Origin of the sequence: Bradyrhizobium sp. Ash2021, from assembly GCF_031202265.1 — a bacterium.
GTDB lineage: Bacteria > Pseudomonadota > Alphaproteobacteria > Rhizobiales > Xanthobacteraceae > Bradyrhizobium.
Genome location: NZ_CP100604.1, coordinates 5,791,908 through 5,807,626, shown reverse-complemented (window position 1 = coordinate 5,807,626; position 15,719 = coordinate 5,791,908). Strand labels below are relative to the sequence as shown.

General features: G+C 61.5%; 16 protein-coding genes and 1 tRNA gene. 8 read left to right on the top strand and 9 right to left on the bottom strand.

The genetic code is table 11. The features are described from left to right. Positions 1-21: 21 nt before the first annotated feature. The 7 genes from NL528_RS28020 to NL528_RS27990 form a co-directional block, all read right to left on the bottom strand. Positions 22-1,377 (bottom strand): phage/plasmid primase, P4 family, encoded by a 1,356-nt coding sequence (locus NL528_RS28020; RefSeq protein WP_309177651.1) that lies wholly within the window; start codon positions 1,375-1,377, stop codon positions 22-24. Beyond that, positions 1,374-2,201: a toprim domain-containing protein gene (locus NL528_RS28015; protein ID WP_309177650.1), complete on the bottom strand. Its 828-nt coding sequence runs from the start codon at positions 2,199-2,201 to the stop codon at positions 1,374-1,376. The genes NL528_RS28020 and NL528_RS28015 overlap by 4 nt, the downstream gene beginning before the upstream one ends. Before the next feature lie 38 nt (positions 2,202-2,239). Beyond that, positions 2,240-2,929: an MT-A70 family methyltransferase gene (locus NL528_RS28010; protein ID WP_309177649.1), complete on the bottom strand. Its 690-nt coding sequence runs from the start codon at positions 2,927-2,929 to the stop codon at positions 2,240-2,242. A 66-nt stretch (positions 2,930-2,995) separates the two neighbouring features. Continuing rightward, positions 2,996-3,232 (bottom strand): hypothetical protein, encoded by a 237-nt coding sequence (locus NL528_RS28005; RefSeq protein WP_309177648.1) that lies wholly within the window; start codon positions 3,230-3,232, stop codon positions 2,996-2,998. A 207-nt stretch (positions 3,233-3,439) separates the two neighbouring features. Further along, positions 3,440-4,045 (bottom strand): hypothetical protein, encoded by a 606-nt coding sequence (locus NL528_RS28000; protein ID WP_309177647.1) that lies wholly within the window; start codon positions 4,043-4,045, stop codon positions 3,440-3,442. 125 nt (positions 4,046-4,170) lie between these two features. Further along, positions 4,171-5,427, bottom strand: a complete 1,257-nt coding sequence (locus NL528_RS27995) for a tyrosine-type recombinase/integrase (RefSeq protein WP_309177646.1) — start codon at positions 5,425-5,427, stop codon at positions 4,171-4,173. Between the two features lie 445 nt (positions 5,428-5,872). Next, the gene (locus NL528_RS27990; protein ID WP_309177645.1) at positions 5,873-6,658 is read right to left on the bottom strand and encodes an SDR family oxidoreductase; all 786 of its coding nucleotides are present in this window, start codon (positions 6,656-6,658) and stop codon (positions 5,873-5,875) included. Between the two features lie 157 nt (positions 6,659-6,815). On the opposite strand from NL528_RS27990, the gene NL528_RS27985 reads away from it, so the two are divergent. The 3 genes from NL528_RS27985 (at position 6,816) to NL528_RS27975 (ending at position 10,949) form a co-directional block, all read left to right on the top strand. Continuing rightward, positions 6,816-7,523, top strand: coding sequence for a histidine phosphatase family protein (locus NL528_RS27985; protein ID WP_309177644.1), 708 nt, complete (start codon positions 6,816-6,818; stop codon positions 7,521-7,523). A gap of 76 nt (positions 7,524-7,599) precedes the next feature. Then, entirely contained in the window at positions 7,600-8,367 is a 768-nt protein-coding gene (locus NL528_RS27980; RefSeq protein ID WP_309177643.1) for an SDR family oxidoreductase, read from the top strand. 356 nt (positions 8,368-8,723) lie between these two features. Further along, entirely contained in the window at positions 8,724-10,949 is a 2,226-nt protein-coding gene (locus NL528_RS27975) for a fused MFS/spermidine synthase (RefSeq protein ID WP_309177642.1), read from the top strand. A gap of 70 nt (positions 10,950-11,019) precedes the next feature. Here the strand turns inward: NL528_RS27975 and NL528_RS27970 are convergent, their stop codons facing one another. Continuing rightward, positions 11,020-12,243: a serine hydrolase domain-containing protein gene (locus NL528_RS27970; RefSeq protein ID WP_309177641.1), complete on the bottom strand. Its 1,224-nt coding sequence runs from the start codon at positions 12,241-12,243 to the stop codon at positions 11,020-11,022. Between the two features lie 277 nt (positions 12,244-12,520). On the opposite strand from NL528_RS27970, the gene NL528_RS27965 reads away from it, so the two are divergent. Continuing rightward, positions 12,521-12,596 (top strand) — tRNA-Trp (locus tag NL528_RS27965). Between the two features lie 44 nt (positions 12,597-12,640). On the opposite strand, the gene NL528_RS27960 is transcribed toward NL528_RS27965, so the two are convergent. Further along, a complete protein-coding gene (locus tag NL528_RS27960; RefSeq protein ID WP_309177640.1) occupies positions 12,641-12,826 on the bottom strand; it encodes a hypothetical protein in 186 nt (61 codons plus the stop codon). Positions 12,827-13,696: 870 nt separating this feature from the next. Between NL528_RS27960 and secE the strand changes: the two genes are divergently transcribed. From secE to rplA, 4 genes are all read left to right on the top strand, one after another. Further along, a complete protein-coding gene (gene secE, locus NL528_RS27955) occupies positions 13,697-13,888 on the top strand; it encodes a preprotein translocase subunit SecE (protein WP_074276023.1) in 192 nt (63 codons plus the stop codon). A 20-nt stretch (positions 13,889-13,908) separates the two neighbouring features. Beyond that, a complete protein-coding gene (nusG, locus tag NL528_RS27950) occupies positions 13,909-14,439 on the top strand; it encodes a transcription termination/antitermination protein NusG (RefSeq protein ID WP_074278525.1) in 531 nt (176 codons plus the stop codon). Between the two features lie 130 nt (positions 14,440-14,569). Next, positions 14,570-14,998 (top strand): 50S ribosomal protein L11, encoded by a 429-nt coding sequence (gene rplK / locus NL528_RS27945; RefSeq protein ID WP_007602986.1) that lies wholly within the window; start codon positions 14,570-14,572, stop codon positions 14,996-14,998. Between the two features lie 6 nt (positions 14,999-15,004). Further along, on the top strand, positions 15,005-15,697 hold the full coding sequence (gene rplA, locus NL528_RS27940) for a 50S ribosomal protein L1 (RefSeq protein WP_309177639.1): 693 nt from the start codon (positions 15,005-15,007) through the stop codon (positions 15,695-15,697). Positions 15,698-15,719: the final 22 nt, after the last annotated feature.

The window sequence follows — 15,719 nt, the reverse complement described above, 5'->3', positions numbered from 1 at the left end:
TGCCGTCAGCCATCCATCTCCTCATGGATAGCCACCATCGAACGCCGGTTTCGGGCGCAGGCTGATCCCAAAGAACTCCCGAGCTTTCTCACCACGGTAGAACTTGAACCCGGCCGCCGTCAGGTTGTCCTTGAAGGTCGAGTTGGTGCCGGGCTTGTGCCCCGCCGCCTTGGCGTAGTCAGACCATGACTTGAACAGGATGCTGCTGGCTTCTGACCTGTCCATGTTACCGGGCTCGCAGATGCACTCCTCTTGCATCCAATGACGGAAAAGGTCCTGATCGCCGAAATATTCCGCTGTAGCGTCGATCACGCTGGTCGGGCGAATCAGCCCGTTCCGCTGCCAGTCGAGACAGCCATCGATCATCCACTGGAGGATACCCGGTGCTTCCTGCATGAGCGTCTGCTCAAGCTCGCGATCCGGCGCTGCAGGCTTGAGGATGAAGGGCACGATGTTGAACCGGCGTCGAGCGGCTTCATCGACGTTATGTAGGACCGGCTTGTGATTGCCGATCACGATCAGCTTGAACTTCGGCAGATAGGTGAAGAAGTCGCGCCGCATGAAGCGTGCGGTGATGGGATCGCCGCCGGTCAGCGCCTTGATGCGGGCTTCGGCCCATGCCCGACCCTCTTCGGTCTCGCTAGCGGTGACAAGCCGGGCTCCGGCCAGCATCGCCAGATCGGTCGGGTGCTTGTCGCCGGTCGAGGCGGTGAACGTCTCCATCGCCGACGTGACGGAGTAGTCCTTCAAGATCGCGGTGACGGTGTTGAGGAAGACAGACTTGCCGTTGCCACCAGGGCCGTAGACGAAGACCAGAGCGTGCTCGCGCGTGATTCCAGTCAGGCAATAACCGCACCACTGCTGCAAAAACCGAATCAACTCGCCGTCGTTTCCGGTCGTCTCGACCAGAAACCGAAGCCAGCGCGGGCAACCGCTGCTGTCCGGCCTTACCGCAGTAACCTTGGTGATGCCGTCATCGAGCGAGGCAGGACGCAACTCGCCGGAACGCAGATCGACCGTCCCGCCCGGCGTACCGAGCAGCCACGGATCGCGATCCCAATATTCCATGGTGACGGCAACGCGGGGATCGCACTTTGCGAAGCGTTCAACGCCGCCAGCGAAACTGGTAGCTTCGATCTTGTAGCGCTTGCTATCCTTCTGATTCTCCGCGAGCTGCCGGGCCAATTCGCGCGCCCAGTGAAAGGCAAGGTTGGTGTTGTTAATCTCCCAATGGAATCCATTCCAGCGGAACCACTTGCCGTGGGAATGGCAATGCCGGAGCTTGTCCCCATGCAGCTCGATGAACTGCTGGGCGGCGCTGTCCTCGGTGACGATGTCGTTCGGCATCAAACGATGCACCGCGAAGGGTTTATTCATCCGCACGCCTTCCAGCAGTCGTTGAAGTCGTTGCCGATTTTGGGTTCGACGATGTTCACCGGACGCCGCACGTCAAGATACCGGCGCGCGCAGCTCTTGACGTCCCGGCGGCTGGTCGGGTCGTTCTCCTGCAGAATCGTCAGCTCGCGCAGATTCTGCAGCACCGGAAAGCACCGCACGGCACCGCTCGATCCCAACGCCCATGCCGGTGTGAAACCGGCCGCGCGCGCCGCCAGCACCGTCTCTACGCCTTCACCAATCGTCAGCGTCGTTGACGGTTCGGCGTCGAGCTTGATGGCCGCGCCCTTGGCGATGCCAAGCATTTTGCGGTCGATCTTCTCGCCGGTGTAACGGTCGAGGAAGGTGCGATGAATCCCGCACGGCTCGTTGGTCTTGATGTCGCGCAGCAGGCACACCATCGCCGGAAGATATTTTCCGGCCTCATAGCGCAGCCCGGCATGAAAGCGGATCACCGAGTAGGCGGCGCTGTCGGGCAACTGCAGCCCGCGATGCTCGTTCAGATAGCGGGCCGCAAGCGTTCCGCGCGGATCAACGGAATCCGCCCAGATTTTCAGGGCGAACTTCTTCCGGCGCTCCACATCGTCGCCGGTCATATCCGGTGACGGCGCTTTGTCGGAGCGCCAGTCGTCGCTCAGGCCAAGTTTGCTACGCACGTACTCGCGGCAATCCTTCCAGTCGTCGTTAGCGAAGCTATGAACTACGAATCCGCTGGGCGTGATGCGGATAGCCAGCGAGCGATCCTTGGGTGAATGCCCGGGGCCGGGCACGTTGCAGGAATCGCGGCCGGTGACATCGCCGCCCATGATGGCGGCGACCTGGCGAATGCTGAACAGGCGTGCGTTCATGACTGCACTCCCGTCTGCTCACGGCCAGGCATCAGGATCGTGTTCCGCTCGGTGCCGCTGCCGGGCGACGAGAATCGTCCAACCTCGTCACCCCAAGCATCCCAGCCTTCACGCTTTTCGCGAGCGAACACGTCGGCACGCCGCAGGTCCGGCGTCCGCTCCGTGATCATGCGGTAGAACTCATCAGGCTTGCGGCTGTGCTCGCGCGCGACGCCATCAAACAGCGACGGCAGGGTGATCTTGGGCGGCTTACCGACCGTGCCAAGCAGAATCGGCTCGTGCATGGTGCGCGCCCAGAATCCGCAACCCATGCGCACCTTGCCGTTACGCGTCACCTTCCGCCACGCAAGTTCGGTCTTGTAGGTGATTCCCCACGCCTGCATGACCGCGACCGCCTGATCAAGCATCGCGCCGGTCGCCCAAAGCAGAACAACCGCGTGGTCTTTCAACAAGTCGCGGACCGGCAACGCCATGATTTCGGCAAGCGTCATCACGCGATACTGCGCCGACGGCGACTTGCCTTGCCCCGCCGGACTCCACGTCTTGAACGGCCAGGGCGGATCGATCACCACCAGATCGTAACTGTACGCCGCCAGCGGATTGAAGAACCGCGCGGCGGTTTCCGGCTGAGGAAAATTCTCGCCGGGTTGCACGCCCGTGAGCGCGCTAGTATTGCTGACAAACATCTAATGAGATTCCTTGAATGAGATCGGAGAAGGCGGCTGGCGGGCCGCCTTTTCTTTTCCGCGCGGCTAGGCCACGCGCTGAGCGGCCTGCTCGCGCTCGCGACGCCACGCGGCGGCCGCTTCCTTGGAAATCAACACGCGGGTCCCGATGTTGAACGTGCGGGGCATCTGCTTACGGTTCTTGTAGAACAGCGGCACGGAGATGCGGTGGCGCGTGCAAAACTCGCTGATCGTAAAGGCATCAGCGTTGTCCGCTACGTCAGGCAATGCAATTTTGCGGCCGGTGACTTCGGGGCGGGCCATAATTTATCTGCTCCTACTGCTGTGATTGCGGGTAGAAGCCAGTAGAGCGTGGTCGAACTGCTTCGTAGAGTTCTACGATCAGTCTTCTGTCGAACAGTGATAAGGGAAGTGGCCAAATCTCGGCGCGATTTCAGGCTCTTGCGCCAACGCTGAGTCACCTGGGTAGCGGCCTCATGGCGGGATTGATCCGCACGCCCCGCAACCGACTCAAGCGAATCGCCCGCCGCGCCGCCTGCGTATGCCCCGCGCGTTTGCGATTTCCGGTCGGTGGCGGTCGATCATCTTCGCGATGTTGGATGGCCGATATGTCCTGCCGAGGATGGCCTTGAGCGTGAGCGTGAGAAAGTCAATCAACGGTCCATAGGGGGTGCCGGGATCGTCCTTCTTTCTCGAATAGCTCAGCTCCCCGCCTGCCTCGACCCATATCGACATTAACGTCCATTCGAGTCGGTTCTGCATGAAGTCTCTCTGCCCGGCAAATGGCGTAACCCAAGTATCATAGTTGTAAAGCCACTGCTCAGCTCGCTGCTGCCGCAACTTGAGGCCGGGATCGGGAAGGTCGGTATCGTCGAGATTGCTATCCGCCCACGCCTTCTGCTGCTCGCGTGTTTTTAGTAGCGCGTGTTCGACTCTGTCCTTCTCATTTGCCGGCTTCTCCCGAAACGTCTTGAGCCACGCCTCCCTCTCGCCCCGAGCCTCCGAAAATTGTCGCCCAACCTGCTCGATCTCGCCGCGCCAATCGGTGCCGTCAGGCCAGTCGTGGGTCGAACGAATGCCCTGCCATTGCGATTCGGAGAAAGCAGTAAATGTCACGGCACTTGCCACGCGAGCGGAATGGGCCGGCGGAGCGGTGGACGTGCTGTTGCTTGGTCTGTGCTTGGGCATTGCGGGTACCACGAGTGTCGAATCGCCGGCTCACTGGTTATCGATGAGGCCGATCAGCTCGCCAAGGCAATGACGTTATCGGCGACGGCGACCTCCGGCTCCTTATGTTCCAGCAGCGCCTTGCGAGAGATGTCGTCGCTGTGTTCGGTGATGTATTTCGAGTAGGTCCGTTCGATCATCGCAACGCTCGTGTTATGAAGAGATGCAACCAGCCGGATCGGCACGTTTTGCAGCAGCATGCGGACGATGCTGGAATGTCTCAGGCAGTACATCGTCGCGGCTGGATCGGCACCGATGGCGGAGACGACCGTGTCCACTTCGCGATGATAGTTCTGGCCCGGGTTTTTGTCCCACGGGTTGCCGTCGCTTTGCAGCAGCAGCGGCGCATTGTCGGCGCGGCCCTTGGCGGCTGCCTTCAGCCGTGCCGCCAGCTGCACGGTGATCGGCACGCTGTAGCGCTCTTGCTTTTTCACGCTGCGATTCCGGCCGCCGCCTTTACCGCTTCGCGGCATCATCAGCTTCGGCCGCACCGGATGGTCGTGCAGGTCCTCGACACGCAGCCGGACGGCTTGGCTCGGCCTTGTGCCGGTGATCGCCAAGGTATCGCTGAGCAGCCCGAATCCGTCGTCGAGCCCGTAAGCGGTGGCGACGAACGCACGCACCTTGTCGTCGCTCAAGATCACGTTCCGCGCCTCCTGCGCGTCCGGCAAATTCGCGAGTCCGATTTCCCATGCGTCACGATTCTTGATGCGCTGATCGTGCAGCGCGGCCTGCTCCAGTGCGGCGCATAGACAGCGGCCGAGCCGGTTGATCGTGGACGATGCCATGGTGCCGAGCAGGCTGTCGCGGAATTTCTTCAGCTCGGTCGCCGTGAGCACGGCCACCGGCTTCGACAGCAGGGCGCTGGTGAGGTGGACGCGCGGATGGTCGGCATTGTAGGGGTTTGCGTTGCGCGCGATCAGGTCGGCCCTGTAGTCCTTTAGCGCACCATCGACGGTGACCGGCGCGGTGCCGGTGCCGCCATCGTCACCGCGCGCCAGCTGCTTGGCGATGTCCTGCGCTTCGTGGAACGTCAGCACGTTCTTGCCGTCCGAGTCCTCGAAGTCGTCGGCGACCGCGAAGGCTTTGGTCCAATAACCGGAGCTGCCATCGCTGGCCTTGAGCACCCAGCTGCCGTTGGTCACGTTGCGGCGGTACATCAGCGCGATGCCGCGTGCGAGTGACGGGCCGCTGTAGGGCCTGCGGCGAATCCCCATTTTCAGCCGTGCGCTGCGGCTCTCCAGTTTGCTGTCGCGAATCTTGCGTGCCATGAGCTGTCCCCGTTCTCGCGATGTGTCGCAATGCTGTGTGTGGAATGCCGAAGAAGGCTCTGGCATCATATGGACACAATACATGGCGGATCAACGGGTTAGGCGTTCCATACGCTTCTCTAAGATTCTATACGCGTAATTATTTTCCCTTGCGCAGGGAAGGCCGGATGTTCTCCGCTGAACCTGTATGCTCGTGTGCGTGTTCTCTGTGCACATTGCACGCGAGACCGCGGGTGCAGCGCGCACCCGGCTTTCCCTGCGCCCTCTTTCTTTATGGGCGAAACGATTTGCAAAGCCCGGGCGAAACGCGTCGCGGGAATGCGAACGCGTACCTTAAGATTGGAGCGCCGTCATTGCGAGGAGCGAAGCGACGAAGCAATCCATTCTTTCTTTGCGCGGTAGCATGGATTGCTTCGCTTCGCTCGCAATGACGGCCCCCGACCAATTAAACCGGTTTGCCTGCATACGGCATCGACGCCGTGAGCCCGCCGTCGACCGGGATCGCCTGGCCGTTGACGTAGGACGCCTCGTCGCTGGCGAGGAACAATCCCATCGCCGCCAGTTCATGCGGCTGGCCCGCGCGCTTCAGGGGATTGAGCTGGCCGATCTTGTCCTGGGTGCCGCGTTCCTTGGCGCGATCGAACACCGGTTTGGTCATGCCGGTTTCGATCAAGCCCGGGCACACCGCATTGATGCGAATGCCGGTGCCGGACAGCGAATAGGCCGTGGTCTGCACCAGGCTGATGACGCCGGCCTTGCTGGCGCCGTAAGGGTGCCCGCTGGCGCCGGCCTTCAGCCCCGCGACGGACGCGGTGCAGATGATCGAGCCAAACCCCTGTTTGGTCATATGTGGGATCGAATGTTTGATCGCGAGGAAAGGACCGATCAAATTGATACGCAGCACTTCCTGCCAGTGCTCGACGGTTTGTTCGGGGATGGGCACCAGCCCGCCGCTGACGCCGGCATTGGCCCAGATCGCATCGAGCTTGCCATATTTCGACACCGCTTTGTCGATGAAGGCCTTTACGTCGCTTTCCGAACCCGCGTCCGCCATCACTGCTTCCACGATGCCGCCGGCATCGCTGACCAGCTTTGCGGTTTCCTTCACGCTCTCGCTGCGGTCGACCGCAATCAGTTTTGCGCCTTCCTTGGTGAACAACAGCGAAGCGGCGCGCCCGATGCCGCTTCCAGCGCCGGTGATGATGACGGATTTGCCTTCGAGGCGGCCCATGAGGTTCTCCCTTGTAACTTATGCGTGTCGGCGCTTGCCGCTCCACGGAATTTCAAACAAGATTTCAAACGCCCAAGCCACTTGCAACGACAAGTCACTTGAGACGATGTGTGCACTGACGTACAGCCATGGCGAACAGTATGGAAGGGTATTCCCGATGTCCAATCCAGCCAAACCAACCGTCGTCACAACACGGTGGTGGTGGGTGCGCCATGCACCGGTGCGCAACGATGGCGGCAACATCTACGGCCAGTCGGACATCGCCTGCGACACCAGCGATCGCGAGGTGTTCGAGGCGGTCGCGAAGATTCTGCCGCGTAGCGCGGTCTGGTATGCGAGCAACCTGATGCGGACGCATCAGACGGCGGAGGCGATCTGGGCGGCGGGATTTCCAAAGCCTTCGGCGATGCCGCACGTGGCCGCCTTTGCCGAACAGCATCTCGGTGAATGGCAGGGAATGAACCGCGCCGCCTTCATCGCCAGCCGGCCGGTCGGCAGCCATTGGTTCGCTGATATCGACGAACCTGCACCGGGCGGTGAAAGTTTCATGGATCTCTATCATCGCACGCGTGGTGCGATCGAGCGGATCACCATCGAGGAGGCTGGCAAGGACGTGATCGCGGTTGCCCATGGCGGCACCATCAAGGCCGCCGTCGGCCTGGCTCTGGGTGGTCAAGCGGAAAAAGGCCTCGCCTTTGACATCGACAATTGTTCGGTGACGCGGCTCGATCACTTCTCAAGCACTGGCCACAGCAACTGGCGGCTGCCCATGGTGAACCAGCAGCCGTGGATCGCGGATGCCAGGCACGCCGCGATGCATCAGCCGGCCGGGCCGGAAGTCGTGCCGGAGACCAAGCTCGCGTGAGGCGCGCGGTTGTCGAAGGCCATGAACGCTGCGTAAGCTTAAGAGACGAAAATCAAAACCTAATTGGGAGAGAAACATGACCTTGTTCGATATGAAGGGAAAAGTCGCCGTCATCACCGGCTCGACGCGCGGCATCGGCCGCGCCATTGCCGAGCGCATGGCCGAGCACGGCGCCAAGGTTGTGATCTCCTCGCGCAAGCAGGATGTCTGCGATCTCGTGACCAAGGAGATCAACGACAAGTTTGGCAAAGGGACGGCGGTGGCGATCGCCGCGAATATTTCCAGCAAGGAAAACCTGCAAAACCTGGTCAACGAATCCAACCGCGCCTTCGGCAAGATCGACGTGCTGGTCTGCAACGCGGCGTCCAATCCATATTACGGTCCGCTCGGCGGCATTTCCGACGACCAGTTCCGCAAGATTCTCGACAACAATATCGTCGCCAACAACTGGCTGATCTCGATGGTGGTGCCGCAGATGATCGAGCGCAAGGACGGCTCGATCGTCATCGTCTCCTCGATCGGCGGCCTGAAGGGTTCCACGGTGCTCGGCGCCTACGCGATCTCGAAGGCGGCCGACATGCAGCTCGCGCGCAACCTCGCCTGCGAATACGGCAAGCACAATATCCGCGTGAACTGCATCGCGCCCGGCCTGATCAAGACCGATTTTGCCAAGGCGCTGTGGGACAATCCGGAAACCCTCAAAGCCTCCACCGCACGCTCGCCGCTGCTGCGGATCGGCATCCCCGACGAGATCGCAGGGGCTGCGGTATTCATGGGATCGGCGGCCGGCGACTTCATGACCGGCCAGACCATCGTCATCGACGGCGGTGCCACGATCAGTTGACGCGATGGTTGGCCATTCCGGGGCCTATCGAACCCTGCGCGGGACGAAGCGCCCCGGAATCCGCCCAAGTGTCGATTTTCGTTAAGACTAACGGAATGCGGGCTGAACCGCTTCGCCGGCGACACGGCCAGCGCTGGCGCCTGCAACCTTTGATTTCACACGGCGGAGCTTGATTCACCCGTTTTGCGGATGATTGGAATTCGAAAACAGCTTCGCGAAAGGGAAACTGTGGCGCCGCCGAGTCGGTGCTGTTCCGTCAATTGATAAAGATCCTTCCCGGAACATTGTCATTGCCGCGGCAAGTATTGATTCATGAATGCTCTCTAAGGTTGTGGGACGTTTTCCCGGAGTTCCCCATGACAACGCTCGATCTACCCGTCGCCAATGACGGGGCGCGCCTTTCGACATGGGCCAAAATTCTCGGCGCTCTTTTCTTCTTCTCCGGCTTTCCGGCCTTGATCTACCAGCTTACCTGGCAACGCGAGTTGTTTCGCATTTTCGGCGTCAATTCGGAATCGGTGACCATCGTCATCACGGCCTTCATGCTTGGATTGGGACTCGGCAGTCTTGCCGGCGGCTGGGTTTCAAAACGGCGCGGGATCAGTCTGCTGCCCTTGTTGGCGGCGATCGAGATAATGACCGCCGCCTTCGGCATCGTGTCGCTCAGCGTGTTCGAGCAGGTCGGTGCGCTCATCGTCAATTGGCCGCTGCCGGCCATGGCCGCCGTCAACCTGTTGCTCGTCATCGTGCCGACGCTGCTGATGGGCGCGACCTTGCCGATCCTGGTTTCGCACCTGGTTCGTCGCTCCGGGCAAGTCGGCAACGCCGTCGGCCTGCTCTATTACGTCAATACGCTCGGCGCGGCGGCGGCCTGCGTCGTCTGCTGCATCGTGCTGTTCCCGTTCCTTGGCATGCATGGGGCGGTTTTTACCGCCGTCGGCGTCAACGTTGCCGTCGCCATCGGCGCAATGGCGGCGCACGCGCTGCATCCCGATGAACCTCGCGCTGTACCCTCGATGGCAGAAAATGGCGCGCGCGAGGCGATCGTTGCCATGCGACCCGTGTTGCTGCTGGCGGCGCTCGGCGGGTTCATTTCCTTGTCGTATGAAATATTTCTGTTCCGAACCGTCTCCTATGCCTCCGGATCGAGTGCAACGGCATTTGGCCTGACGCTGGCGTGCTTTCTCGCTGGCATCGCAGGCGGGGCACGGAGCGCGGGCAAGGTATGTGAGACGCTCCCGCAGGCCGACGCGATGCGCAAAGCAGCCGACGAACTTGTTTTCGCAAATCTCCTCGGCCTGCTGTTTCTGCCGGCCATGGCGCATTTCGCCTGGCTCGGCAGCGGTGTTTTCGTCATTGCGATGGTGATGGTCTATTTGATCGCCCGCCGATGGGGATCACTGCTGCCGTATCTCGCCCAATTCGGCGTCCGGGCCGACGATCGCGCCGGAATGCAAACGGGGCTGCTTTATTTCGCCAATATCCTCGGCTCCGCGGCCGGCGCTATCCTGACCGGCTTTGTTTTGACGAACTGTCTCACTCTGGTGCAGATCGCCGTGCTGCTGGTGATTGCGGGCACGGCCTGCGCGCTGGCCGTGATCGCGATGCTCGATGTCGCGCGCACGGAGCGGCTGAAGCGCGCGGCGGTCGCTGTCGGCGTGTCGGTTGTTGCCGTGGTCGTGACACCGTTGCTGTCGGAGCGCGTGCTCGAAAACCTGCTGTTCAAGGGCACCGTCGATCACGCCTTTGGCCATGTGGTCGAGAATCGCGGCGGCATCATCACCGTCGACACCGATGGCACCGTATTCGGCAACGGGATGTATGACGGACGCTTCAACACGCGATTACAGGACGATCGAAACGGCATCATCCGGCCCTACGCGTTGAGTTTGTTTCACGCATCTCCGCGCGACGTTCTGATGATCGGGCTGGCGTCGGGTTCGTGGGCGCAGGTGATCGCCAACAATCCCGCGGTGAACTCGCTTACGGTGGTCGAGATCAACCCGGGCTATGTTGACTTGATCGCACAGCAGCCGGAGGTCGCTTCCGTGCTCGGCAACCCGAAAGTCACCATCATCAAGGACGATGGCAGACGCTGGTTGAGCCACCATCCCGAACGGCGCTTCGACGCGATCGTATCGAACACGACCTGGAATTTTCGCGCCAATGCCGCAAACCTGCTATCGACCGAATTTCTCAAGCTCGGGCAGCAGCACCTCAATCCGCACGGAATCATGTTCTACAATACGACCGACTCCGCTCGCGTGCAGCGAACCGCCTGCCTGGCATTTCCTTACGGGGCACGGTTCACCAACCACATGGTCGTTTCGGAAACTCCAATCGACTGGAATTTTAGCCGCTGGCGCCAGACGCTGGAGTCTTACGTCATTGATGGGCACAACGAGTTCGACAGCCAAAGCGCAAGCGACCGCGTACTGCTGGATTCACTGGCAACGGTCGATCAAAGTTCGCAGCACATGATCGAGGGCTGTCCGGAAGTGCTCGCCCGCACGGCGGGTAGCCAATCTATCACGGACGACAACATGGGAACCGAGTGGCGCCACTACCTTGGAATGGAATGAAGGGCGTCTGACGGCAAAGGCGGGCGCATCCCGGGACAGCCCCGCAGGGCCGTCCCGGGAACGATGTCCGTCATTCCACCGCCGCGTACACCAGATCGCGCAGCAGCGAGCGGGTATATTGCCGCTGACCCGGGCCCTGCATCATGAACACCGCGAACAGGTCCTCCTTCGGATCGATCCAGAAGAACGTGCCGGCCATGCCGCTCCAGAAGAATTGACCGAGCGAACCCGGGAACGGCGCAATTCCGGCATGGGTGCGGACCGCAAAACCGAGCCCAAAACCGTGGCCGGGCGGCATCAAGGGAGAGTCAACTTTGACCTCGGGGCCGAGATGATCCGACGCCATCAGCTCCAGCGTCTTGCGGCCAACGATCCTGACGCCGTCGAGGCTGCCGCCATTGAGCAGCATCTGGCTGAACCGCGCATAGTCCATCGTGGTGGAGACCAGTCCGCCACCGCCGGATTCCATCACCGGCTTTTCCAGCATGTTGAAGAGCTGCACCTTATCGCCGGTCCAGGGATCGGTCGGGAACGGCTCGGCGAGACGGCCGGCATTGGCTTCGGCGGTGTGGAACGCGGTCTCCGCCATTTGCAGCGGTGCCAAGATGCGTTCGGCGAGGAACGCACTGAGCGACTTGCCGCTGACGACTTCGATGATGCGGCCGAGGATGTCGGTGGAGCGGCTGTAGTTCCACTCCGCGCCGGGCTGGCACATCAAAGGCAGGCTGGCCACGAAGCTGGCGTGTTCCGCGTTGGTGATCTTGCGGCTGCGCAGCCGCGACTCCTGATACAGCCGCTGCACCAGGCCGTTGCCGGTGTGGTCGTAGGTGATGCCCGAAGTGTGCCGCAGCAGATCCTGAACCGTCATCTGCCGCTTCAGCGGGACGAGTTCGAGTTCGCCGTTGTGTTCGACGCCGACTTTCTGGTTGGCAAATTCCGGGATGAATTTTGCGACCGCGTCGCTGAGCAGAAAATGGCCGTCCTCGATCAGCATCATGATGCCGATCGAGACGATCGGCTTGGTCATCGAGAAGATGCGGAAGATGCTGTCCTTCGCCATCGGCGCTGCGGCCAACGGGCTCTGCTTGCCGATGGCGTCGAACCAGCCGATCTGGCCGCGGCGCGCCACCAGCACGGTCGCGCCGGGCAGGGTGCCCTTGTCGACCTCGCGTTTGAACGCGTCGGAGAGCCGCTGCAAGCGAACGGGGGAGAGCCCGAGCTGCTCCGGCTTGGCGTGCGGCAGCGATGGGGTCTGCGGGGCGGAAGTCTGCCTGGCGGCGGTTTGGGCGTTCATGGTCTCTCCCATTTGCTCTTGTTGTTTGTGGTGAGGATGAAGTTTGGCGCAGAAGTTTTGAATTGAACAGCGTGATTACTGCCGGCGGACCGGCAACCCGGCCGGAATTTGCCGCGCGGCGGCGTTGCATTTCAGTGTCGCCCGCTATGGCGAAAACTATCGCAACTGGCTGTGGTGCAGCCGGTGGTTTGTCGGCGTTCGACCGCTTCGCCCTTGCAATCGGGGTGTGGCTTATGCTTGAAACGGCACGAACCGGCGGCGACGCACGGTTCCCTGCAGGAGTGTAGCTCAATTGGTAGAGCACCGGTCTCCAAAACCGGGGGTCGCAGGTTCGAGCCCTGCCACTCCTGCCAGCAAAATCAAAGACTTGGACGAACTTCCTGCTGCGGGGCCGCAGCTAGCCAAAAAACGCGGCGACGACCGCCATGTCCGATGTTGCGGGGGCGTCGCCGCGCAGATTCGCATCGATCACGCGCCGGCAGGCGTCGACCGTGACGGCGTCGCCAAGGTCGTTCGCGGCGTCAAGAACCGTCCAGGCGGGGTCGACTGGCGGCTTTTCCTGGTCTTCGCCAAGCAGTGCCATGGTTATCTCATTGCCGGTTGATGGGACGAACACGATGCGCGGCAATTTTTAAGAAGCCGATCGCGGTCTTGTTCGGATTTGAGATGCGGCGTTAGCGGCGATTAACCACTCGGGTTCCGGCGGGTCGGAACAGCGCGAAATAACGCTGCTAATCCTCGTCCTCTTGTGGAGGTGGCGGCTGCGGCTTTTGGCGTTTCCGCGGGGCGATCGGCCGCGGCGGCGGATCGTCCTGCGGTGGAAAGAAAACTTCAAAGCAAGCCGGGCTCAGGCGCGGACCGCTGGCCCTCAGACACGCGGCCACGCCGTCGGGGTCCGGCATATAGGCGCCGCAAAGTCGAAAGGCGTCCGGGGTACAGGCTTCGCGCTGTTGCGGGGTACCCTGGGCGAAGACAAAGGCTGGAAGCAAAAGAAGAAACGCGGCAGCTGCGATCCCGCAGCAAATTCGATACGACGCCATTCCGATTTCCCGCTCCTTTGCTGGATCAGCGATGGCGGATGAGGGGATAAATATGCGTCAATAAATGGGCGCAGGTGCGAGGCGCCGGGCCGTGATCGCGATGACTTGATGCCTGCGAATTAGGCTGCAAGGAAAGCGTGCATAAGGCTGCCGACCCGCTTCTGACGCCTGGGGCCGGGGAGGGGGATTATGGCTCGGCGGTCTCCCATACCTTGACCTTTTGCCCAACTGGCAGTAGATAGCCGCCACCTGCTGCCGGCCCGCTCTGCGGATATCCGGCGCGGCTTTAAATTCCCCCGAACAATCGAGCCCGCTTGGCGGCTCATCCTTCGAGAGAGGGCTGGGCCTAATTCGGCTGTTCGAATTTTCTTGAAATCAGACAATCGTCTCACGAAGGACGCGGATACCCAACGATGGCTTTCAGCCCGTTCAAATTCCTGCAGGAAGTGCGCTCGGAGACCAACAAGGTCACCTGGCCGACGCGCCGCGAGACGACGATCACCACGATCATGGTGTTCGTGATGGTTGCGCTGGCTTCGATTTTCTTCTTCGCCTCGGATCAGATCATCCGTTACCTCGTCACCTTCTTGCTGGGTGTCCACTAATGAGCACCGGAACTCAAACGATGGATAAGCGCTGGTATATCGTCCACGCCTATTCGAACTTCGAAAAGAAGGTCGCGGAATCGATCCGCGAGCAGTCGAAGCAGCGCGGGCTTGAGGAACTGTTCGAGCTGGTGCTGGTGCCGACCGAAAAGGTCACCGAAGTGCGCCGCGGCCGCAAGATCGATGCCGAGCGAAAATTCTTCCCGGGCTATGTGCTGGTGAAGATGAAGCTGACCGACGAGGCGTTTCATCTGATCAAGAACACCCCGAAGGTGACCGGTTTCCTCGGCGCCGAAAACAAGCCGATGCCGATCTCGGAAGCCGAGGCGATGCGGATCCTGCACCAGGTGCAGGAAGGCGTCGAGCGTCCGAAGGCGTCGGTGTCGTTCGAGATTGGCGAGAATGTCCGCGTGGCCGATGGGCCGTTCGCGTCGTTCTCCGGGGTGGTCGAGGAAATCGACGAGGCGCGTTCGCGCGTCAAGGTCGCGGTGTCGATCTTCGGTCGCGCCACGCCGGTCGAACTGGAATTCGGTCAGGTCGAGAAGGTCTGATCGTTTTCAAGCGGCAACGCCGCTTGAGGAGTGCCGTGGGAGGAGATGGACGATCGCCAGTCGTCCGTCGAACCGTACCACGGTCCTGTGAAGCTTCCGGAATCCTCCGGAGCAACATGAGGAGTGACGTATGGCAAAGAAAGTGACCGGATACCTGAAATTGCAGGTGCCGGCCGGTGCGGCGAATCCTTCGCCCCCGATCGGTCCCGCGCTTGGTCAGCGCGGTCTCAACATCATGGAATTCTGCAAGGCGTTCAACGCCCAGACGCAGAAGGAAGAAAAGAACACCCCGATTCCGGTGGTGATCACGATCTACGCCGATCGTTCGTTCACCTTCGAGATGAAGACCCCCCCGATGTCCTTCTTCCTCAAGCAGGCCGCCAAAATCCAGTCCGGCTCGAAAGCCCCGGGCCGCGACAAGGCCGGCGCGGTGACCAAGGCGCAGGTGCGCGAGATCGCCGAGAAGAAGATGAAGGATCTCAATTGTGACTCCATCGAGTCGGCCATGAAGATGGTCGAGGGCTCCGCCCGTTCGATGGGTCTTGAAGTTGCGGGGTAACGGGTCATGGCAATCGGAAAACGTTTGAAGAAGGCCCGTGAGGGCGTCGACCGCGAAAAGCTCTATCCGCTCGCGGATGCCATCAAGATGGTCAAGGAGCGCGCCAAGTCGAAGTTCGACGAGACCATCGAGATCGCGATCAATCTCGGCGTCGATCCGCGTCACGCCGACCAGATGGTTCGCGGCGTGGTGACGCTGCCGAACGGCACCGGCCGCACCTTGCGCGTCGGCGTGTTCGCGCGTGGCGCCAAGGCGGATGAAGCCAGGGCCGCAGGTGCCGACGTCGTCGGCGCCGAAGACCTGGTCGAGAAGGTGCAGGGCGGCGCGATCGACTTCGATCGTTGTATCGCCACCCCCGACATGATGCCGCTGGTCGGCCGCCTCGGTAAGGTGCTCGGCCCGCGCGGCATGATGCCGAACCCGAAGATCGGCACCGTGACGATGGACGTCGCCACCGCCGTGAAGGGCGCCAAGGGCGGCTCGGTCGAATTCCGCGTCGAGAAGGCCGGCATCGTGCAGGCCGGTATCGGCAAGGCGTCGTTCACCGAAGAAAAGCTGGTGCAGAACGTCAAGGCGCTCGCGGATGCGGTCGCCAAGGCGAAGCCTGCCGGCGCCAAGGGCACCTACATCCAGCGCGTGGCGGTTTCCTCCACCATGGGCCCGGGCGTGAAGGTCGAGCCGGGCACGCTGCTCGGTTAAGCTTCCAGCGGTAGATTTGACG